Annotated in this window: 20 protein-coding genes; 7 read left to right on the forward strand and 13 right to left on the reverse strand. The window is 72.3% G+C overall.

Features of this window, described 5'->3' with window-relative positions:
- Positions 1-17: 17 nt before the first annotated feature.
- On the forward strand, positions 18-1,688 hold the full coding sequence (locus AC3A5R_RS22105) for a serine/threonine-protein kinase (RefSeq protein ID WP_487622933.1): 1,671 nt from the start codon (positions 18-20) through the stop codon (positions 1,686-1,688).
- 37 nt (positions 1,689-1,725) lie between these two features.
- Here the strand turns inward: AC3A5R_RS22105 and AC3A5R_RS22110 are convergent, their stop codons facing one another.
- The 3 genes from AC3A5R_RS22110 to AC3A5R_RS22120 form a co-directional block, all read right to left on the reverse strand.
- Entirely contained in the window at positions 1,726-3,393 is a 1,668-nt protein-coding gene (locus AC3A5R_RS22110) for an HAD family acid phosphatase (protein ID WP_487622934.1), read from the reverse strand.
- A 131-nt stretch (positions 3,394-3,524) separates the two neighbouring features.
- Positions 3,525-4,028: a DnaJ family domain-containing protein gene (locus tag AC3A5R_RS22115; protein ID WP_487622935.1), complete on the reverse strand. Its 504-nt coding sequence runs from the start codon at positions 4,026-4,028 to the stop codon at positions 3,525-3,527.
- A 4-nt stretch (positions 4,029-4,032) separates the two neighbouring features.
- A complete protein-coding gene (locus AC3A5R_RS22120; protein ID WP_487622936.1) occupies positions 4,033-4,623 on the reverse strand; it encodes a mycothiol transferase in 591 nt (196 codons plus the stop codon).
- A 154-nt stretch (positions 4,624-4,777) separates the two neighbouring features.
- Here AC3A5R_RS22120 and AC3A5R_RS22125 point away from each other — a divergent pair, with 154 nt between their 5' ends.
- Entirely contained in the window at positions 4,778-6,355 is a 1,578-nt protein-coding gene (locus AC3A5R_RS22125) for an HNH endonuclease signature motif containing protein (RefSeq protein ID WP_487622937.1), read from the forward strand.
- A gap of 17 nt (positions 6,356-6,372) precedes the next feature.
- On the opposite strand, the gene AC3A5R_RS22130 is transcribed toward AC3A5R_RS22125, so the two are convergent.
- Positions 6,373-6,567, reverse strand: coding sequence for a hypothetical protein (locus tag AC3A5R_RS22130; RefSeq protein WP_487622938.1), 195 nt, complete (start codon positions 6,565-6,567; stop codon positions 6,373-6,375).
- Between the two features lie 115 nt (positions 6,568-6,682).
- On the opposite strand from AC3A5R_RS22130, the gene AC3A5R_RS22135 reads away from it, so the two are divergent.
- Positions 6,683-7,135, forward strand: coding sequence for a hypothetical protein (locus AC3A5R_RS22135; protein WP_487622939.1), 453 nt, complete (start codon positions 6,683-6,685; stop codon positions 7,133-7,135).
- A gap of 17 nt (positions 7,136-7,152) precedes the next feature.
- Here the strand turns inward: AC3A5R_RS22135 and AC3A5R_RS22140 are convergent, their stop codons facing one another.
- Both AC3A5R_RS22140 and AC3A5R_RS22145 read right to left on the reverse strand, forming a co-directional pair.
- Positions 7,153-7,611, reverse strand: a complete 459-nt coding sequence (locus tag AC3A5R_RS22140; protein WP_487622940.1) for a GNAT family N-acetyltransferase — start codon at positions 7,609-7,611, stop codon at positions 7,153-7,155.
- A gap of 21 nt (positions 7,612-7,632) precedes the next feature.
- The gene (locus AC3A5R_RS22145; RefSeq protein ID WP_487622941.1) at positions 7,633-8,502 is read right to left on the reverse strand and encodes a uracil-DNA glycosylase; all 870 of its coding nucleotides are present in this window, start codon (positions 8,500-8,502) and stop codon (positions 7,633-7,635) included.
- A 117-nt stretch (positions 8,503-8,619) separates the two neighbouring features.
- Between AC3A5R_RS22145 and AC3A5R_RS22150 the strand changes: the two genes are divergently transcribed.
- Genes AC3A5R_RS22150 through AC3A5R_RS22160 form a run of 3 tightly spaced genes read left to right on the forward strand, consistent with a single transcriptional unit; the run spans position 8,620 to position 10,074 of the window.
- A complete protein-coding gene (locus tag AC3A5R_RS22150) occupies positions 8,620-9,108 on the forward strand; it encodes a sigma-70 family RNA polymerase sigma factor (protein WP_487622942.1) in 489 nt (162 codons plus the stop codon).
- The gene (locus tag AC3A5R_RS22155) at positions 9,105-9,785 is read left to right on the forward strand and encodes a zf-HC2 domain-containing protein (protein WP_487622943.1); all 681 of its coding nucleotides are present in this window, start codon (positions 9,105-9,107) and stop codon (positions 9,783-9,785) included. The genes AC3A5R_RS22150 and AC3A5R_RS22155 overlap by 4 nt, the downstream gene beginning before the upstream one ends.
- Before the next feature lie 40 nt (positions 9,786-9,825).
- Positions 9,826-10,074, forward strand: coding sequence for a DUF2630 family protein (locus AC3A5R_RS22160; RefSeq protein WP_487622944.1), 249 nt, complete (start codon positions 9,826-9,828; stop codon positions 10,072-10,074).
- A gap of 31 nt (positions 10,075-10,105) precedes the next feature.
- Here AC3A5R_RS22160 and AC3A5R_RS22165 read toward each other — a convergent pair whose 3' ends face one another.
- The 7 genes from AC3A5R_RS22165 to AC3A5R_RS22195 all read right to left on the reverse strand — a co-directional run bounded on the left by AC3A5R_RS22165 (position 10,106) and on the right by AC3A5R_RS22195 (position 18,879).
- Positions 10,106-11,977 (reverse strand): glycoside hydrolase family 3 protein, encoded by a 1,872-nt coding sequence (locus AC3A5R_RS22165; RefSeq protein WP_487622945.1) that lies wholly within the window; start codon positions 11,975-11,977, stop codon positions 10,106-10,108.
- A gap of 149 nt (positions 11,978-12,126) precedes the next feature.
- Positions 12,127-13,776, reverse strand: a complete 1,650-nt coding sequence (locus AC3A5R_RS22170) for a glucoamylase family protein (RefSeq protein WP_487622946.1) — start codon at positions 13,774-13,776, stop codon at positions 12,127-12,129.
- 34 nt (positions 13,777-13,810) lie between these two features.
- Positions 13,811-14,713 (reverse strand): carbohydrate ABC transporter permease, encoded by a 903-nt coding sequence (locus tag AC3A5R_RS22175; protein ID WP_487622947.1) that lies wholly within the window; start codon positions 14,711-14,713, stop codon positions 13,811-13,813.
- Between the two features lies 1 nt (position 14,714).
- The gene (locus AC3A5R_RS22180; RefSeq protein ID WP_487622948.1) at positions 14,715-15,629 is read right to left on the reverse strand and encodes a carbohydrate ABC transporter permease; all 915 of its coding nucleotides are present in this window, start codon (positions 15,627-15,629) and stop codon (positions 14,715-14,717) included.
- A gap of 4 nt (positions 15,630-15,633) precedes the next feature.
- The gene (locus tag AC3A5R_RS22185) at positions 15,634-16,920 is read right to left on the reverse strand and encodes a sugar ABC transporter substrate-binding protein (protein WP_487622949.1); all 1,287 of its coding nucleotides are present in this window, start codon (positions 16,918-16,920) and stop codon (positions 15,634-15,636) included.
- A gap of 153 nt (positions 16,921-17,073) precedes the next feature.
- Positions 17,074-18,216 (reverse strand): LacI family DNA-binding transcriptional regulator, encoded by a 1,143-nt coding sequence (locus AC3A5R_RS22190; protein WP_487622950.1) that lies wholly within the window; start codon positions 18,214-18,216, stop codon positions 17,074-17,076.
- A 288-nt stretch (positions 18,217-18,504) separates the two neighbouring features.
- The gene (locus tag AC3A5R_RS22195) at positions 18,505-18,879 is read right to left on the reverse strand and encodes a VOC family protein (RefSeq protein WP_487622951.1); all 375 of its coding nucleotides are present in this window, start codon (positions 18,877-18,879) and stop codon (positions 18,505-18,507) included.
- 86 nt (positions 18,880-18,965) lie between these two features.
- Here AC3A5R_RS22195 and AC3A5R_RS22200 point away from each other — a divergent pair, with 86 nt between their 5' ends.
- The gene (locus AC3A5R_RS22200) at positions 18,966-19,922 is read left to right on the forward strand and encodes a sigma-70 family RNA polymerase sigma factor (RefSeq protein WP_487622952.1); all 957 of its coding nucleotides are present in this window, start codon (positions 18,966-18,968) and stop codon (positions 19,920-19,922) included.
- The last annotated feature ends 79 nt before the right edge of the window (positions 19,923-20,001 follow it).

Raw genomic sequence — 20,001 nt, forward strand, 5'->3', positions numbered from 1 at the left:
CGGGAGGACTGTCAGCAGTGAGCCACGCGCAAGAGGTCGTGAAGGGGCGCTACCGCCTGCTCGACCGCATCGGGTCCGGCGGCATGGGCCAGGTGTGGCTCGCCTGGGACGAGCGTCTCAACCGCGCCGTCGCCCTGAAGCGGCTGCACGCCCCCGTCGGTCTGCCCGACGCCGACGTGCAGGTGGCCCACGAGCGGGCCATGCGCGAGGCGCGGATCACGGCCAGCCTGCACCACCCCAACGCCGTGCCGGTCTACGACGTCGTCGACCACGAGGGGTCGCCCTGCCTCGTCATGCAGTACCTGCCCTCCCGCAGCCTGCACGAGATCCTCGCCGCCGACGGCCCGCTCGACCCGCGCGAGGCGGCCCGCATCGGGGCCGGGATCGCCGGCGCCCTGGCGGCCGCGCACGCCGCCGGCATCGTGCACCGTGACGTCAAGCCCGGCAACATCCTCATCACCACCACCGGGACGCCGCTGCTCACCGACTTCGGGATCTCCCGTGCACGCGGCGACGCCTCGCTCACCGCGACCGGACTGCTGACCGGCACGCCGGCCTACCTCGCACCCGAGGTGGCCCGCGGCGGCGCCTCGACGCCGGCCGCCGACGTCTTCGCCCTGGGCGCGACGCTCTACGCCGCCGTCGAGGGCACGCCGCCCTTCGGCGTCAGCGACAACCCGATGGCCCTGCTGCACCAGGTGGCCTCGGGCCGCATCGAGCCTCCGCGCCGCGCCGGCCCCCTCGAGGACGTGCTCGTGCGCCTGCTCGCCGCCGATCCAGACGCGCGGCCGTCCACGGCGGAGGCCGCCGACGCGCTGGCCGCAGTCGCGAACGGCACGCACGGCGCGAGGGAGACCGCGGTCCTGCCCCCTGCCGGCGCGGGCGCGATGAACAGCGCCGACGCTGCGGACGCACCCGACCCTGCGGACGCGCCTGGCGCGTCCGACCTTCCCGCGCGCGAGGACGGCCGGTCGGGCCACACGGCCGTCCTGCCCGTCGCGCCCCGGCCGGGGAACGGCCCGTCGCGCCTCGACACGTCGCCCGATGCGTCACGCGAGGTGTCGCCCGAGCCCACGGACGAGCGGCGTGGCCGACGACCGGCCCTGCTGCTGCTCGTGGCCGCCGGGCTCGTGGCAGCCCTCGTCGTCGCCGTCGTGATGCTCACCCGCGAGACGCCCTCGGGAGTCGGCGCACCCGACGCACGCGCGTCGTCCCCGGCGTCCTCACCGTCGGTGTCGCCCTCGACGCCGACCCGGACCTCGTCACCGCCGACGTCGACCGCGCCGAGCCCCACCGCGTCCGCGAGCACGTCCGGCCCCGCCCCGACGCGTCCACCCGCGAGCACGGCGGCGCCCGGGCCGCCGACCGCCTCCCGGTTGGCGGCGGCGGTCCGGGACTACTACTCCGCGCTGCCCGCCGACACCGCCGCCGGCTGGGCGCTGCTGACGCCGCGCTACCGCACGACGACCTCCGGGAACCGCGCGACCTACGACCGCTTCTGGGACGCGATCGACCGGGTCCGCGTCAGCGCCGTCGACGCGTCGGCCCCGTCCTCGGCCGTGGCCACGCTGCGCTACGACTACAAGGACGGGCGCACGTACGTCGAGCGCACCGCCTTCACGCTGGTGCAGGAGGGCGGTCGACTCAAGATCGACCGCACTTCCGTGCTCAGCAGCCGGCAGCTGTGAACGTCGCTGGACGTCACACCGGCCGCCCCGTCGATGATCAGGGCAGGTAGTACGTCGGGTTCGGCACCTTGACGGCGTGGTCGGCGTGGCCGCCCTTGAGGTCACTGAACTGGTCGCCGAGGTTGGCGACGACGTCGTAGCCGAGGTCGTCCTCGACGTGCGCCCGGGTCGCCGACTTGTACTCGATGGTCGTGCACGTCGGGTAGGCGACGCACTTGCCCTGCATGTACGACGGCGGCTGCTCGCCCGACTTCCACTTCGTGAAGTAGAGCGCGTCGGTGAACTGCGGGTAGCCCTGCTCGTGGAGGTTGGCGAGGGTCGCCGCCTTCTGGCCGGTGTTGCGACCGGTCAGGCCGACGATCGCGCAGCCGGCGTCGGAGGCCGCCGCGACGAGCGCAGGCATGCCCGGCGTCGCCGGGAACAGCTTGTTCTGCACCCAGTAGTCCTGGCGGGTCGGGTTGAAGACGAACTTCATGTCCGCGACCTCCATGTCGTAGGTCCACAGCGTCGTGTCGTCGGCATCGAGCACGACGGCCGGCTTGGTGCCGCGGGCCGCGCCCTGCTTGCACGCGGCGACGAGCCGCTGCTGCTGGCGCGCCTCGAGGGCCTTGAGCTCGCTGATGTACGGCGACGAGGTCTTGTTCGCGATGCCGGTGCCGGGGTCGCCGTAGTAGGTGTAGATCGTCTTCTTGACCGAGTCGATGTTGGGGATCCCCTCGCCGCTCTCGGTGAGGCCGCTCGAGCCGTCGGGCTTCATCGTGAAGTGCGTGCGCGGTGCGAGCTTCGGCTCGTTCATCCCGGCGAGGTCGGGCGAGGGCAGGTAGTACGTCGGGTTCGGCAGCTTGACCCAGCGGTCGGCGGAGCCGCCCTGCAGGTCGCTCCACTGGTCACCGAGGTTGAGGACGATGTCGTAGCCGAGGTCCTTCTCGATGTGGCGACGCGTGTTGGCCTTGTACTCGACGGTCGTGCAGGCGGCCATGTTGACGCACTTGCCGGCCATGTAGGCCGGGACCGGGTCGCTCGAGCGCCACTTCGTGAAGTACCGGTCGGCGGTGAAGCCGTGGTACCCGACGTCGGCGAGGTTCTGCAGCGTCGCGTCCTTCTGGCCGTTGTTGCGCCCGGTGAGCCCGAAGATCGTGAAGCCCATCGCCTCGGCCTTGTTGACGAACGAGACCATCGACGGCGTGGCCGGGAAGAGGCGGTTCTGCACCCAGTAGTCCTGGCGCCCCGGGTTGAAGACGAACTTCATGTCCGCGACCTCCATGTCGTAGGTCCACAACGTCGTGTCGTCGGCGTCGAGGACGATGGCCGGCTTGTGGCCGGCCCGCACGGACTTCGCGTAGGCGTGGGCGAGGTCGGCGTCGAGGCGCGAGGTGATGCGGCCGAGCTCGCTGATGTACGGCGAGGACGTCTTGTTCGCGATGCCGGTGCCGGGGTCGCCGTAGTACGCGTAGATCGTCTTCTTGACCGAGTCGATGTTGGGGATGGCCTCGCCGCCGACCTTCGCGCCGCTCGAGCCGTCGGGCGCCATGACGAACTGGGTGCGGGGGGTCAGCGTGCGGTCGGGCTGACCGGTGTGCGCCGGGCTGCCGTCGTGTGCGACGGAGGGGGCGGCGGAGCCGACGACAAGTGCTCCGACGACGGAGCCGACGGCTCCGACGACGAGCCCGACGCGTCGACCGGGAAGGGTGCTGGGACGCCTCATACGGGATCACCTCTGGGGGCGGGAGTTCACGGACGCTCGAAGGTATCCCCACGGGAGCACGCATGGGCCGTTGCGACCTCTATCGGGTGAATCCCAGCCGACACCCAGACTTCTCGCGAGCAGCGCGCGGTTCAGCCGCGGCCGAGCAGGCGCGACCACCACGACCGGGCCGGCTGCCTGGCAGCCTCGGCGGCCGCCTCACGCTCCTCGCGGGCGGCACGCAGCTGCTCCTCGCGCTCGTCGCGCAGCACCCGCCAGGCGGCAACCATCTCGTCGACGTCGAGCGTCCGGGCCAGCAACGGCGGCAGGTTGCCGACGGCCGGGCGGAGCCGATCGGCGAGGACGCGCTTGTTGAAGTCCTCGACGATCTCGCGCACCTGCGCCTCGGTGCGGACGTCGGCGAGGGCCTGCGGGTAGCCGGCCGCCTCCTTGCGCAGGGCCAGCGCACCGGGCAGGGCCCCGCCGAGGTCGAGGTTCTCGCGCTGCGCGAACCGCTTGACCCACCAGTCGGGGTCGCCGGAGTCGCGCAGGTCGAGCGGCTTGCCGGCGCCGGGCAGGTTGTCGAAGTCGCCCCGCTCCTGGGCCTCGCGGATCTGCCGCTCGACGGCGCTCTCCCAGTACGGCTGACCGGACATGTCCTCACGGTAACCCGAGCAGCGGCCCCGATTCCTCGTCGGACGCGTCGGACGGGTCGACCGCCACGGGGTCGACCTCGCCCCTCGCGCCGTCGTGGAGTTCGCGCCAGATGTCGAGGTGGCCGGCGTGCCGCGCGTACTCCTGGACGAGGTGCAGCAGGACCCACTGAAGCTGTGGCGCGGACTCGGCGTCGGTGAAGCGCCCACCGACGGCGGCACGGTCGGTCAGCTGGTGCGCCTCGGCGACGCGTCGGGTGTCGGCGCCTGCCCGTCGGACCCGGGTGGCCAGCCCCTCCACCTCGAGCGGCGGGGACACCCAGCCCGCACCGGCTTCGGTTCCCGCGGCATCGCGCCAGGGGTCGGGAAGGTCGACCGCCTCGAAACCCCAGACCATCCAACGACGCTCGACATTGGCGAGGTGGTTGAGCAGGCCCGCCGCTGTCCACCCGGAGGGGACGAGGCTGTCCTGCAACGTGTCGGTACCGAGGCCCTCGAGCCTGCCGATGACGACGTCGCGGTAGAAGTCGAGATAGTCGAGGAGCAGGCCGCGCAGGTCGGGCGTACTCGCGGGTTCGGGGAACCGGGTCCTGGCCATCCCCCATCCTCACCGACGCAGGCCCGCGCAACAGTGGGTTCCGCGAGGTCGAGCCTTCTCGGGAGCCTCTGTTTGGTCGAAACGGACTGTGGTCCAAGCGAATTGGGTGTGGACAAGCCTTTCCCTGTTGTTCGAACACCTGTACGATAAGGGCATGTCGCAGGCAGTGATCGAGCAGGACTGGGACCTCGTCGCGTCCCTGGCTGCCGACCTGCACGACGCGCACGGACGGCTGGTCGACGCCGTCGCGGTGGCACTTTCTGAGGGGTCGTGGCAGGCGGCCGGGATCCGCTCGCCGGAGCACTGGCTCGTGGTCCGCGCGGGTTTGTCACGGGGGCACGCCGCGGCGGTGGTGCTGACGGCCCGCCGGGCCGGTGAGCTGCCGCAGACGGCGGCGGCGCTGCGGGAGGGGCGGATCAGCCTGGACCAGGCCGCCGTCGTGGCCCGGCACGCCCCGGCGGCGTTCGATGCGACGGTGGCGGCGTTCGCCCAGTACGCGACGGTGCCGCAGCTGCAGCGCTCGGTGGCGCGGTACGACTTCACCCTCGAGCCGCGGACCTTCGACGAGGAGGGCCGGCTGCTACCCGCCGAGGTGACCGCCGAGGTGACCGCCGACGTGACCGCCGACGTGACCGGCGGCGAGGACGGCGACGAAGAGGCGACGCCGGCGCGCCCGCCGGCACCGGTCGAGCCGGCGTCGCTGAGCATGGGCGTCGACGCGGACGGGCGGTTCCGGCTGCGGTACGACGCGCCCGCCGAGGTGGGTGAGCTCGTCCGCGCGGCGTTGGCCGAGGCGAAGGACCACCTGTTCCACACCGTCACCGACACCACCCACACGTCCGAGGGCGACGACGACCAGCACCGGCAGGACCCGTACGCCGACCCCGCCACCACACCCGGCCCGCGCCGCATCACCTGGGCCGACGCCCTCGTGCTGCTCGCGACCCGCTCCCTCGACCTCGCGGGCACCACGCCCGCCTCAGGTACGGGCTCCGGCAGCGGCGGTTCAGGGCGTGGCGGGTCGGCGCGGCGGGCCCGGTACCGGGTCCAGGTCCACCTCGACACCAACGGCGGCTGGCTCACCGGCAGCCCGCGCCTGCCCCGGCACGTCGTCGACGGCCTGACCTGCGACGGCACCCTGGTCCCCGTGTGGGAGACCGAGGGACACCCGGTCAACGTCGGGCGCACCCACCGCGTCGTCCCGCACCGCACCCGCATCCTCGTCCTCGACCGGGACCGCGGCTGCCGCTTCCCCGGCTGCCCGGTCACCTCCGCCGACTACCTCGAGGTCCACCACCGCGTGCACTGGCGCGAGGGCGGGCTGACCGACCTGGACAACCTGCTGTGCCTGTGCACCTTCCACCACGACAGCCACCACCGCGGCGAGTACACCATCACCGGCGACCCCACCAGAGATGCCGGGCTCCGGTTCCAAACCCGACAAGGCTGGCCCATCGGACCACAATCGCAACACCCCGAGCCACCATTCGTCCCCGCGGCTGCGGACCGCGACCACCCCGAGCCCGAGCATTCGAACGAACCACCGCTCCCTATGTCGCTCTCCGCCGTCCCCGCCGCGGGCACCGACCGGCACGCCCCAGACACCCGTCCCGGACCACGTCCGCGGCCGACACCCCGCCTCGGGCGCACCTATCCCGCCCCGACCGGCGGCACCCTGCGCCTGCACCTCGTCGACCTCCACCCCTGCGGGGCGTCGCCGCCTCCAGGCTGATGGGTGGGTTCGATCGACTATCCGGCCTGCAGCTCGCGGAGCACCGGAAGCTCGAGGTCGGCCGGCGCGACGCACGCGTTGGTGCAGGCCACGGCGGGCTCGCCGTCCGGACGGTCGATGCGCCACGCGGTCCCGCCGTGGACGGGCTCGGCGGTCACCGTGACGACACCGCCGCACCCTTTCGTCGGGCAGGGGATGCTGATGGTCTCCATGCCCGCCAGCGTCTCGCGAACACCGTCTGACCGTGACCGGTTCGCCCCGATGTCAGGATCCGTTCCGCAGCGTCATCGGCACCAAGGCGGGCTGCGGGCTGTCACCATGCGGGACATGACAGGGGTTCGGCAGCGGGTTCGGATGGTGCTGGTGGCGGCGTTGGTCGTGGTCGCCGCGGGGGTGGGCGGCATCTGGGCCTACCGGTCATCGCAGCCGCAGCCTCCCCAGCGGCCGCTGCCGATCGCCGGCGCGTCCCTCCACGACGCGGCGACCGCCTACCTCGATGCCGCGGTCCGGCAGGACTGCGGCTTCACCCGTGCCATGACGGTGCGCGAGGAGCTCTTCGCCTGGTGCACGTCCCCGACGATGACCTCCTACGGCGACCTCGGGGGTCCGACGGTCCTCACCGCCGAGCAGGCGGGCGGTGAGGAGGAGCAGTGCGTGCCGTTCCGGATGACGAGCACCGAGAGCCGTGACGGGTCGATGCAGGCCGGCGACCAGCCGTGGAGCCTCTGCTTCGTCAGCCCCCCGGCCGGGTGGCGCGTCGCGAACCAGGGCCACGGCTGACGCGTCGGGACCGGAGGTCAGAGCTCCTTGCGGAAGTGGACGTCGTCGGAGTCGGCGGTCGGCACGCCCTCCCAGCGGAAGATCTCGCGGTAGCCCTGCTTCTCGTAGAACCCGGGCGCCTGGAAGGTGAACGACGTGACGAACACGTGCGTGCACCCGCGCGCCCGTGCCTCGGTCTCGAAGTCGGCGAGCAGCCGCTCCCCCAGCCCCTGGCCGCGCGCGTCGTCGCGCACCCACGTCATGCCGATGCCGGCGGCGACGCCCCACGTCCAGCCGCTGACGCCGGCGGCGAGCTCGCCCGACGCGTCGAGCAGGCGCACCGTCAGCTCGCGGGCGGCAGGCGTGCCGACGGTCGCGGCCGCGTTGACGACGTCGAGCTCGTCGGAGAGGCGCTGGTCGAGCGCGGCGTCGGCCTCACCGACCTCCGAGCGGAAGGCGGCTGCGGAAGCGGGCGGAGCGGCGTGAGGTTCGGTCACGTCGGCCGATCCTGCCACGGGTCACAGCCGGGCGAGGACCTCGTCGAGCATCGCCTCGGTCAGCTTGCCGGTGAAGGTGTTCTGCTGGCTGACGTGGTAGCTGCCGACGAGGCGCACCGGACGCCCCGACGCGGTGACGAGCGTCGCCTCGGCGCCGTGGCCGAAGCGCGGCTTGGGGCGCGGCACCGCCCAGCCGCGGCGTCGGGCGGCGCCGATCGCGGCGTCCCACCCGATCGAGCCCAGCGCGAGGAGTGACTCGACGTACGGCTCGGCCAGCTCGAGGTCACGGTCGAGCCACGGCGCGCAGGTCGCCTTCTCCTGCGTCGTCGGCTTGTTCTCGGGCGGGGCGCAGCGCACCGTGGCGACGATGCGCAGGCCGGTCAGCTCGAGCCCGTCGCCCGCGGCCACCGACGTCGGCTGGCTGGCGAAGCCGGCGCGGTGCAGCGCGGCGTAGAGCCAGTCGCCCGACCGGTCACCGGTGAACATGCGCCCGGTCCGGTTGGTACCGTTGGCCGCCGGGGCCAGGCCCACGACGAGCACCCGCGCCTCCGGGTCGCCGAACGACGGACCCGGCCGACCCCAGTACGGCTGGTCGGCGAACGACGCGCGTCGCCCGGTGCGGGCCACCGACTCGCGCCACCGCACGAGGCGCGGGCACGCCCGGCAGACGCTGACCCGGGCGTCGAGGTCGGGCACCGACGCCGCGGAGCGCGCGAGCCGCACCACCTGCGCCGGGGTGCGCGCCACCGGCGTCGATGCGTCGGCGGGGTCGCCGGGCCATCCGGTGCCCGGCGGGACCGGGGACGGGAAGCGCTGCCCGGTGACGGGGTGCGGGTCGGACGCGTCGGGCACCTGCACGCCCGACGCGTCGGGCCCCGGTGCGCTGTCCATGCCCCCACGCTAGGTGGCCGTGAGACGGTTCGGGGTGTGGCGGCGGGTGAACCGCGAGCCGGGCGGCGACGTCCTCGCCTACGAGAGCACGCACGAACGCAAGGAGGTGAGGGTCGCATGCCGCTCGACGACGACGCCGTCGCGGAGATCTACCGGGAGCACGGCCCGATGCTCCGGCGCGTCGTGTGGCGGGCGACGAACGACGCCAACCGCGTCGACGACATCGTCCAGGAGGTCATCCTCCGCGTCTGGCGACAGGCCCCGGAGGCCGAGAACCTCCGCGCGTACCTCATCACGACGGCCCGCCACCTCATCGTCGACCAGCACCGCGCCGCGACCCGACGCCCCCAGCAGGCGCAGCTCGTCGACGTCCCCGGCGACGACGCCGCCCTCGACCGGGCGCTCGACCAGGTGCTCGTCGAGGAGGCGCTCGGCCGCCTCCAGGCAGCCCATCGCGACATCGTCCGGTACCTGTACTACGAACGACTCTCGGTGGCCGAGACCGCCATCCGCGCCGGGGTGCCCGAGGGCACCGTCAAGTCGCGGGCCTACTACGCCGTGCGCAACCTGCGCGTGATCCTCGACGAGATGGGAGTGACCCGATGAACGCCGGCCCGGACGACGTGCACGTGCTCCTCGGTGCGTACGTGCTCGGTGGCCTGGCCGACGACGACCACCGCGCCTTCACCGAGCACCTGCGCGCGTGCCGCGACTGCCAGGCCGAGCTCGGCCAGGTGTCGGGCCTGCCGCGGCTGCTCGACCTCGCCGGGCCCGACGGCGGCCCGCACCTCACCGAGGCCGCCGACGCTCCCTCCGCGTCGCTGCCCCCGTCCGACGACGGACGCGTCACCGACCTCCTCGCCGAGGTGGCCCGGCGTCGCCGGCGGCGCCGCACGTGGTTCTCGGCCGTCGCCGCGGCCGCCGCCGTCATGCTCTTCGCGGGCGGCGTGCTGCTCGGCCCGCGCCTGTTCGTCTCGACGCCACCGACGACGCACTACACGGTCGCGGCCGCACCGGGGTCGGCCGTCAAGGTCGACGTCGCCCTCGTGACCCGCGGGTGGGGCACTCAGGTCGACATCGACTGCGAGGACATGCCGAAGACCGGCGCGCTGCTCCTCTACGTCATCGACGGCAGGGGCAGGGCGACGACGGCCGCGTCGTGGCGCGCGACGGCGTCGGGCTACTCGAAGGTCACCGGCGCGACCGCGCTGAGCCCTGATCAGATCCGCGCCATCGAGGTGCGCACCGACACGGGCAAGGTCGTCGCCTCGGCCCGCACCTGAGGACTCGCGCGTGACCACGAGACGCGTGCGAGACTGAGCCATGGCTGACGACGTCCCCATCCAGAGCCGCATCAAGTCGCTCATCGACGAGGAGCACGCGCTGCGCGACTCGCTCGGCAAGGGCGAGATCAGCGTCGACGACGAGCACGCCAGGCTGCGCAGCGTCGAGGTCGAGCTCGACCAGTGCTGGGACCTGCTGCGCCAGCGCCGTGCCCGGCGCGAGGCCGGCCAGGACCCCGAGGGCGCACAGGTGCGCTCGGAGCGCACCGTTGAGGGCTACACCGGCTGAGCCGGACCCAAGGCTCGGAGGCCGGCGCCGCTCAGGCGCCGAGGCCGTGACCGAAGGCGAAGAGCGGGTCGTCGTAGCCCGGCACGTCCTCGCCGTGCCGGCGCACCTGCTCCATCGAGCGGGGCAGGTCGAAGGGCAGCCGGCCCTGCGGCGTCTCGACGCCGGTCAGGGCGTCGACGAGCGCGTCGTCGCTCGTGCCGTAGCTGCCGACGACCGTCGTCGCGATCGGCAGCAGCGGCGTCAGCACCGCCGGACGGTCGAGGACGACGTCGAGGACGAGCGGACACGCCGCGGCGACCCGGCCGAGGCGGTGCACGAGGCCGGGCGGGAAGTCGAGCGAGCCCTGGTGGAACCACGACTCGAGGAACAGGTCCGAGCGCGGGTCGAACGGCGCCGTGACGCGCACGACGGCGACGTCGGCGTCCTCGGGCCGGTCGACGACGGTGCCGAGGCGTGCCGCCGCCTCGGGTGAGACGTTCTCGACGTACACGTTGAGGCCCTCGCGGAGCGGCAGGGTCGCGTCGGCGCACGTGACGCTCGAACCGGCCGCACGCGCCCCCGCGGGGGCGCCGTTCTGCAGCAGCGTGACCGAGCGGGCCTGGACCGCGCGGCCGAGGTCACGGAAGTCCTGCCGCCCGACGGTCGCGGCGGCCGCGTCCTCGTCGACGTACGGGTCGTCGAAGAGGCCGAGGAGGAACTTCACCGCGAGGATCCGGCGGGCGGACGCGTCGATGCGCTCCTCGGTGACCCGGCCCTCCTTGACGAGGTCGATGAGGACCTCGACGCACTCCTCGCCGCCGAACTGGTCGGCGCCGGCCTCGAGGATGAGCTCCATCCGGCCGTGCGGGTCGAGGTGCTCGACGCCCCACGCGCGGGCCGGCAGCACCTGGTCGCCGACGTGGTTGTCGTTGACGAGCTCCCAGTCGGTGACGACGACGCCGTCGTAGCCGAGCTTCTCGCGCAGCAGCCCGGTGACGACCTGCTTGTTGTAGCCGAAACCGATCGGCTCGATCTCCTCGCCGTCGATCTCGAGCTCGATCGGCATGCCGTAGTAGGGCATGATCCCGGCCGTGCCGGCCTCGATGATCGGCGGGAACGGCTTGAGGTGGTCGGCGAACCGCCCACCGGGATAGACCTGCTCGCGGCCGTAGGGGAAGTGCGCGTCCTCACCGTCCTTCTGCGGGCCGCCTCCCGGGAAGTGCTTGCTCGTGCAGGCGACGCTCGCCGATCCGAGCGAGTCCCCTTGGAAACCCTTGAGGTAGGCGACGCCGAGCTCGGTGACGAGGTCGGGGTCCTGGCCGAACGTGCCGGCCTGACGGGCCCATCGCGGCTCGGTGGCGAGGTCGAGCGTCGGGTGCAGCGCGGCGCGGATGCCGACGGCCACGTACTCCTGGCGGGCGACGTCGGCGAAGGTGCGCACGAGGTCCGCGTCGCGCAGGGCCGCGAGACCGAGCGGCTCCGGCCACTGCGAGAACGCGCCGGCCGAGAACGACACCCCGACGTTCTCGATGAACGCGTGGCGGGGGTCGGTCGAGATCGTGACCGGGATGCCGTGCGGCGTCTGCTCCGCGAGAGCCTGCAGGGCGTTGCTCCAGCGCGCAGCCATGCGCGGGTCGTCGAGGGCGTGGACGTTGAAGTGGCTCAGGTGCTTGTTCAGCACGACCTCGGAGGTCGGCGACTTGCTGATGTTGCCGGGCGTCTCGAGCACGGACCCGTCGGTGCCGGCCTCGATGACGGTCTGGAACATCAGACCGACCTTCTCCTCGAGCGAGAGGCGACCGAGGAGGTCCTCGACGCGCTCGCCGACCGGCAGCCGTGGGTCCTCGTAGGGGTCCATCCAGCCGTTGCCGTTGAGGTCACGGTAGGTGACCCCGTCGTCGGTCGTGCTCGTCTCGGGTCGCACCGGTCAAGCCTTTCATGCAGTGGTGAGGGCTCCGTGGCCGCCCGCGGAGAGGGGGCAAGGCGGGCGGGCGGCCACGGAGGGGGCGTCGGGGCCTGGTGGGCTGTTCCCGACGCGTCAGGGGTGATCCAGGGGGTGGGCGGTTCTGCGGCTCAGGCGATCCCGGCGCCGAACTCCTCGACGCCGATGACCGGGCGGAGGCGCTTCTCGACGGCCGGCGTCGAGAAGCCGCGTCGGATGACGCCATTGCCGAGCACGTTGCCGGCGACGCCCATGACCATCGCCTGGTCGAGCGAGAGGTAGCGGCGCGCCACGGTGCCCGACCGCACGGCGACGGCGTCGAAGAACCCGCCGCGGCCGTAGGAGTCGAAGTCGGCCCGCAGGTTCGCCAGGTTGGTGAACGCCTCGTCCGGCTCGTGCATCATCGCGAGGAAGCCGGCGTGCGGCGTCACGACCCCGTCGCCGTACGTCGGGTTCGGGTTCGTCGCCGCGCGACACGTACCGAAGCCCGGGTCGTAGTTCGTCCGCTCCTTGTCGGAGAAGTAGCCGTCGGGGTTGAGGCCGAGGGCGTCGACGCCGTACTCGCGGTACCCGGCGAACGGGTCGCTCGACGGGCTGAAACCCCAGTACCCGTAGCCGGCGTCGTCGAGGCCGTGCTCGCGCTGGGCGCGCACGTGCAGCGGGTGGTTGCGGCCCCAGCTGTTCGGCGCCCAGTCCGCCTCCGGCACGAAGACGTCGGGCATGAGCTCCTCGAACATGCTGCCGCCCCAGCCGGGCACGATGTGCATCCCGCGGTAGGTGTAGGCGCCCTCGTAGACGTCGATGCCGTAGTAGGTGCGGTTCTCACCCACCGGCTGCATCTCGTGCCAGCTCCAGTCGCAGGTGGCCGGGAACGTGCGCCACATCGCGAAGTACTGCTTGGGCGGGATCTGGCCGGTGATGATGCCGAGGTAGCTCGTGATGCGCGTCTCCGACACGGTGGTGTCGTAGTGGTGCGTCGTGAGCCAGACGGGGTCGCCGCCGATGTGGGTGCCCCGGTAGGTGCCTCCGGGGCGGCCGTCCTCGTACGGGTAGAAGCCGCCGTGGATCAGGCCACCAGGGCGCACCTGGTGGGCCGGGTCGCTGTTGTCGTTGTAGAAGGAGTCCCAGCGCATCCGGTCGAAGATCCGCTTGGCCCAGGGGCGCGCGGCGGCGTCGGACTGCTGGACGACGAGCAGCGCGGCGCCGAGCCAGCCGTTGTCGACGCTCGAGCAGAACCGGTACACCGTGTCGCCCGAGCCCGGCCACGTGCGCAGCGCCTGCCCGGTGGCCTCGTCGTACCAGTTGAAGTACATGCCGCTCGGGGTGTGGTGCTCCATCCGCTCGACCGTCTTGAGTGTGCGGATGAGACGGGCCGACGCCTCGCCGCGACCGATGATGCCGAGCTCGAGTGCGGCGATCGTCGACCACAGGTAGCCGCCGATGTTCGTCGGGGACGTGTAGCCCGAGCGGTCCGTGGCCGCAAGGCTCTCCGGGATGTTGTCGGCCGGCAGGCCGGTCTTCGGGTCGGTCATCGCGACGAGGCTGCGCCACGTGTCGGCCGCCCACGTGCGCACGAGCGCGGCGTCGAGCGTCCGCGTCCGGGCGTTCAGCCCGTTCCGCAGGAAGGCCGGGGCCGAGCCGGTGCGCGTCGCGGCGCCCGCGGAGGCGGTGGGCGCGAGGGCGAAGGCCGCGAGGGAGGCGGCCCCGCCGACGAGGAGGCTGCGTCGGGTGGGGGTGAGGGAGGGTGAGGAAGACGTGGTGGGGGTGGGACGGTCGGACATGGGGTTGTTCTCCGTTCCTGGCGTGCGTGAGTGCTTACTTGAGGCCCGTCGTGGCGATGCCCTCGATGAAGCGCTTCTGGAAGACGAGGAAGACGACGAGGATCGGGAGGATGACGACGGTGGCGCCGGCGAGCAGCAGGCCGTAGTTCGTGCTGTTCTGGCCCGTCGAGTAGAGGGCCAGCGCCACGGGGAGGGTGTACTTGTCCTCGGTCTGGCCCACGACGAGCGGCCAGAGGAAGTTGTTCCAGCTGCCGAGGAACGTCAGGATGCCGAGCGTCGCGAGGGCGGGACCGCACAGCGGCATGATGATCCGCCAGAAGATCCGCAGCTCCCCGGCACCGTCGACGCGTCCGGCGTCGAGCAGGTCGCGCGGCAGCCCGAGGATGAACTGGCGCATGAGGAACACGCCGAACGGGCTGACGAGGAACGGCAGGAACAGGCCGGGCAGCGAGTTGATGAGACCGACGTTGGCGACGAGGACGAACAACGGCACGAACGTCACGACACCCGGGATCATCAGCGTCGCCATGACGGCGAGGAACAACGGACGCTTGCCCTTGAAGTCGAGCATCGCGAAGGCGTACCCGAGCATCGAGCAGAAGATGAGGTTGCCCGCCGTGACGACGACCGCGACGACGATCGAGTTGAAGAAGTACTGCCCGAAGTTCAGCTTGCTGAACAGCTGCGTGTAGTTGTCGAGGGACGCGCTGTGCGGCCACCACGTCGGCGGCACCTGGCGCAGCTCGCCCTCGCCCTTGAACGAGCCGAGGACCATCCACACGAACGGGGCGACGACGGCGACCAGGGCCACGACGAGCACGAGGTAGAGCCACCAGCGCCCACCCTGGCTCCCGCCGACCATGCCCGAGCGCGGTGCACGCGACGGCGGCGCGGTGACCACCTCCCGCGTCGGTCGGGGTGCGGTGTCGACGGCCATGTCAGGTCCTCTCTCGCAGCAGCCGGAACTGGATCGCGGTGACGATCGCGATGACGACGAAGATGAGGTAGCTCATCGCCGACGCGAGGCCGTAGTTGCCGAACCCGAACTGCTGGTAGGTGTAGTAGGACAGCGAGATCGTGCTGTTGAGGGGGCCGCCCTTGGTCATGACGAAGGGCTCCTCGAAGAACTGCAGGTAGCCGATCGCGGTCGTCACCATGACGAACAGCAGGGTCGGGCGCAGCAGCGGCAGGGTCACGTGGCGGAACCGCTTCCACGCGCCGGCGCCGTCGATGGCGGCCGCCTCGTGCAGCTCGGCGGGCACGGCCTGCAGGCCGGCGAGGAAGATGATCATCGCGGTGCCGAAGTTGCGCCACGACGCCATGAGGATGAGCGCCGGCATCGACCAGTTGGGGTCACCGAGCCAGTTCGGCCCGTCGATGCCGACCCAGCCGAGCGCTGTGTTGATGAGGCCGCCCGGGTCCTGCAGGAGGAAGCGCCACACGACGGCGACCGCGACGATCGAGGTGATGACCGGCAGGTAGAAGCCGAGGCGGAACACGGCGCGGAACCGGGTGATGCCCTTGTCGAGGGCGACCGCCGCGGCCAGGGCCACGACGAGCGTCAGCGGCATGCCGACGAGGACGAAGTAGGCGGTGTTGCCGGCCGCCTGGCGGAAGATCGGGTCGGCGAGCGCCTTGGCGTAGTTGCCGAACCCGACGACGTCGACGGCGAAGGGGGTGCGCAGGTCGCGGGCCCTGGTGTCGGTGAAGCTCATGAAGAGCGACTGGATCACCGGCCACGCCGTGAAGGCGAGGAACAGGACGCAGAAGGGGAGCGCCAGGATCCACGCGGCCCGCCCCTCCCGCCGGGCCGCCTTCGCGGTCCGGCGGGAGGCTGCGGTCTGGACGCTCATGGGATCAGGCGCCCGTGCCGATGGAGTCGGCCTGCTGCTGGGCGGTCTTCAGCCCGGTGGCCGGGTCCTCCCCGGTCTTGGTGATCTTCTCCATCTCCGTGTCGAGGCCCTTGACGGCCTGCTCCCACGTCGGGAACGACGGCGGGGCCTTGGCGGTCTCGAGCTGCTTGCCGAAGACGGCGAGCTTCTTGTCGGCGGCCAGCGCCGGGTCCTGCCAGGCGCTCTTGACCGAGGGCAGGTCGGTGGAGATCGAGTACCACTTGGCCTGGACCTTCGGGTCGGCGAGCCACTGGACGAACTTCCACGCGGTGTCGCGGTTCTTCGTGTTCTTGAAGACGACGAAGTTCGAGCCGCCGACGAACGAGGACGAGCCCGCCGAACCGGCGGGGATCGGCGCGACGTTGTACTTGTCCTTGAAGCCGGCGCCGCCGACCTTCTCGACGGCCGACATCTCCCACGGGCCGGAGATGAACATCGGGACCTTGCCGCTCGCGAAGTCGGGCTCGGTCGTCGGCGTGGCCGGGGCGGCCTTGTCGGAGATGCCGTCGGTGAAGAACGACTGGTAGTACTGCGTGGCCTTGAGCAGCTGCGGGCTGTCGAAGTTGTAGGCCTTGCCGCCGTCCTTGGTGAGGTCCGCGCCCTCGCCCCAGGCGAAGGGCATGACGGTCTGCCACGAGCCCTCGCCGCCGGCCTGCAGGCCGATGCCCCACTTGGCGCCGGCCTTGGTCTGCATGGCCTTGGCCATGTCGTGCAGGCCCTTCCAGTCGGTCGGGACGGTGTCGTAGCCGGCCTTCTTGGCCAGGTCGGTGCGGTAGTAGACGACGCGCGTCTCGACGTACCACGGGATGCCGAACGAGGTGCCGTTGACCTCGGTCGTCTTCTGGGCGCCGTCGAAGAAGGCCGACTTGTCGATCGAGCCGGGGGTCGGGTCGAGGGCGTTCATGCCGGCGAACTCGCCCATCCACGTCGTGCCGACCATGGCCACGTCGGGGGTCTTGTTCGCGGTGATCGCGGTCGTGAACTTGTCGTGCGCGGCGTCCCAGGGAATGCCGGTGACCTGGATCTTGACGCCCGGGTTGGCGGTCTCGAAGTCCTGGGTCAGCTTCGAGAGGTTGTCACCCTCGGCGCCCATGGCCCACACGGTGATGGTGCCGCTCGCCTTGCCGGTGCTCACGGCGGCTCCGGTCTGTCCAGCGGCGGGGCCACCGTTGTCCGAGCCTCGGCCGCAGGCGGTCACGGTCAGGGCGGCGGCGGTCATGCACGCGACGGTGATGGCGGTGGTGCGTCTCATCGGGTGTTCTCTCTTTCTCGGGGACGTGCAGCGTGGTTGCAGGGGGCGCGGTCGCACGTGGTGGAGGGCGGGTCGGGGTCAGATGCCGTGGAGGGTCGGACGTCGGTGGTCGGGGGTGGGAGGAGGTCGGTCGGTCCGCCCGCGAACGCGCGCTCAGCGCGTCGCGGCAGCGGGGCCGGGAGGACCTGAGGGGCCGGAGGCGGACGGGGGGCGCGGGCTCGTGCAACCGCACGAACCGCGGATGACCACCCGGGTCGGGAGCAGCCGGCGCTCTGACGGCGGCTCTCCCCCCTGGACCCTCTGGTGGAGACGTTCGGCCGCGAGCTCGCCGAGCTCGCGGACCGGTTGGCGCACGGTCGTCATACCCGGGCGCACGTATCGAGCCGTCATGACGTCGTCCCAGCCGACGACGGCGACGTCGCCGGGGACGTCGCGGCCGGCGTCCTGCAGGCGCGTCATGATCGAGAGGGCCAGCTCGTCGTTGGCGCAGACGAGGGCGTCGGCGTCGAGCTCGCCGGACAGGAGACGATCGGCGACGAGCTCGCCGTCGGCCTCGCGGAAGGGCACGCGGACCGGCTCGGCCGGCTCGAGCCCGAGGGCGTGGTGGGCGGCGACGAAGCCGGCGTGGCGCTCGGCGATGTCTGGGGCACCGGCGGGGTTGCCGACGAAGAGGAGGCGACGCCGACCGTGCCCGAGGACGTGGGTGGTCAGCTCGGCCGCGCTGTGGGCGTTCTCGGCCGCGACGCTCTCGATGCCCTCCTGGGGCTCGCCGGCGATGATGACGACGGGCTTCTTGCCGTGCAGGGCACGCGCCACCGCGGGCGGCATCGCGGCCGAGCCGAGCACGGCGAGGGCGTCGACGCGGGTGGCGAGGCGGCGGACGGCGCGGGCGGCGTCGGCCTTGCCCTCGGTGAGCAGGAGGGTGACGCTCTGGCCGAGCTCGGCGGCGCGGGTCTCGAACCCGAGGAGCAGCTCGGCGTAGTACGGGCCGGTGAGCTCGGGGAGCACGAGGCCGTACGCCTCGTGGTGGCGCACGGCGAGGCTGCGGGCGGCGCCGAGGGGCACGTAGTTGAGCGCGTCGACGGCGTCGAGGACCTTGCGGCGGGTCGTCTCGGAGACGACGTCTGCGCCCTGCAGGACGCGGGAGACGGTGGCGATGGAGACGCCGGCGCGGTCGGCGACCGAGTAGATCGTCGCTCCGGCGCCGAGGCCGGACGCGGGTGCCGACCCGAGCGCGGACGCGTCGGCGGTGGCCTGGGTGGCGCGGCGGGCGCGTCGGGCCTGCTCGGCTGCCATGGAAGGCCACCTCCGTCTCGTCGTCGAGTCCTGGTCGGTGATGCACTGCGTTGTAAGCGCTTACATCGCCAACCATCCTGCACACATCCCCCACATCGCGCAAGACCTGCTCCGACCGGCGACGAATCGACGAGCCCGTCGAGCAGCGCGTCGAGTGACCTTGGCGACCAGCGATCAGAGCGCGAGTTCGACTGTCCCTGAAAGGATCTGGCATTGGGCATGAGAGGGCCCGGTGGTGTCGGACGTCCGACACCACCGGGCTCGGCCGGCGCGCAGACGGGCGATCGCTCAGGCGGGCGCGGCGTCCTGGAGGATGCCGACGTGCCCGCCGTCGGACAGCGCGAGGACGGCCGTGCGACGCCCGCCACCCACCTCCGTCGGCTCCTGCACGACCGTCGCGCCCGCCGCCACGAGGGCGTCACGGGAGGCCGCGATGTCCGCGACGGTCCAGTACGGCAGCGGACCGGAGAGGCCCTTGCGGTGGCCGTTCGGGTCCAGGGCCACGTCGACTCCCGCCACGTTCCAGCCGACGTAGTAGGGCTGGTCGGTGTGCGGGTCGCCGAGGACGGTGGTGAACGCGGCCTTCGCGGCGTCGAGGTCGGTGACGGCGTAGACGATGGTCGTCATGGCGGGCAGGGTGGTCGTGCTGGTCGAGTCGGTCATCTCGGGGTGCTCCTTGTCGGTGTCACATCGGGCCCGGCTGGCCCGTCAGACCCATGACGGAGCAGAGACGAAGGATGTGACACGGCATGGAGACGAACCCCGGACCGACGCCCGACTGGCTGGCCGGACGCTTCGAGGAGCACCGCGGGCACCTGCGTGGCGTCGCCTACCGGGTGCTCGGCTCCCCGGTCGAGGCCGACGACGCCGTGCAGGAGGCCTGGCTGCGCCTGAGCCGCACCGACACGAGCGACGTCGCCAACCTCGGCGGCTGGCTCACGACCGTCGTCGCACGGATCAGCCTCGACATGCTGCGCTCACGGTCGGCCCGGCGTGAGCACCTGTGGGACGTCGCCGACGCCGAGACGCTGGGTGGGGGGCTGGGTGACGCGCCGGCCGCACCGGTGGGCGGGACGCGCCCGCCCGACCCCGCGGCGGAGGCCGAGCTCGCCGACTCGGTCGGCCTCGCCCTCCTCGTCGTGCTCGACACGCTTGCGCCCGCCGAACGGCTCGCCTTCGTGCTCCACGACCTCTTCGGGCTGCCCTTCGAGGAGATCGCCGAGGTCGTCGACCGCTCCCCCGCGGCCACGCGCCAGCTCGCGAGCCGGGCCCGGCGACGCGTCCGGGCGTCCGACGTCGACCTCGACGCCGAGCGCGTCGACGACCTTCCCGGGGCCGCAGCACCGGCGTCGAGGACGCGTCAGCGCGACGTGGTGGAGGCGTTCCTCGCGGCCTCGCGCGGCGGCGACTTCGCGCGACTGCTCGAGCTGCTCGACCCCGGTGTCGTCGTCCGGTCCGACGCGGCCGCCGCCCTCATGGGCTCGCCCGCCGAGGTGCGTGGGCCCGAGGCCGTCGCTGCGATGTTCGACGGACGCGCCCGCGGCGCCCGCCTCGCGACGCTCGACGGACGCGTCGGCGCGGTGTGGACGCTGCACGGGGTGCCGAAGGTCGTCTTCGCCTTCACCGTCGAGGACGGGCTCGTCGTCGGCATCGACCTGCTCGCCGACGAGGCCCGCCTCGACGCGCTCGCCATCGACTACCTCTGAGGCTCACTGGTGGACCGTGGGGTGTGACAAGGGCAGAGTTCTTGTCGCACTACCGGTGTCGTCGGGTTACTGCCGGGCT

The sequence above is a fragment of the Intrasporangium sp. Soil_C_50 genome (genome assembly GCF_057656595.1).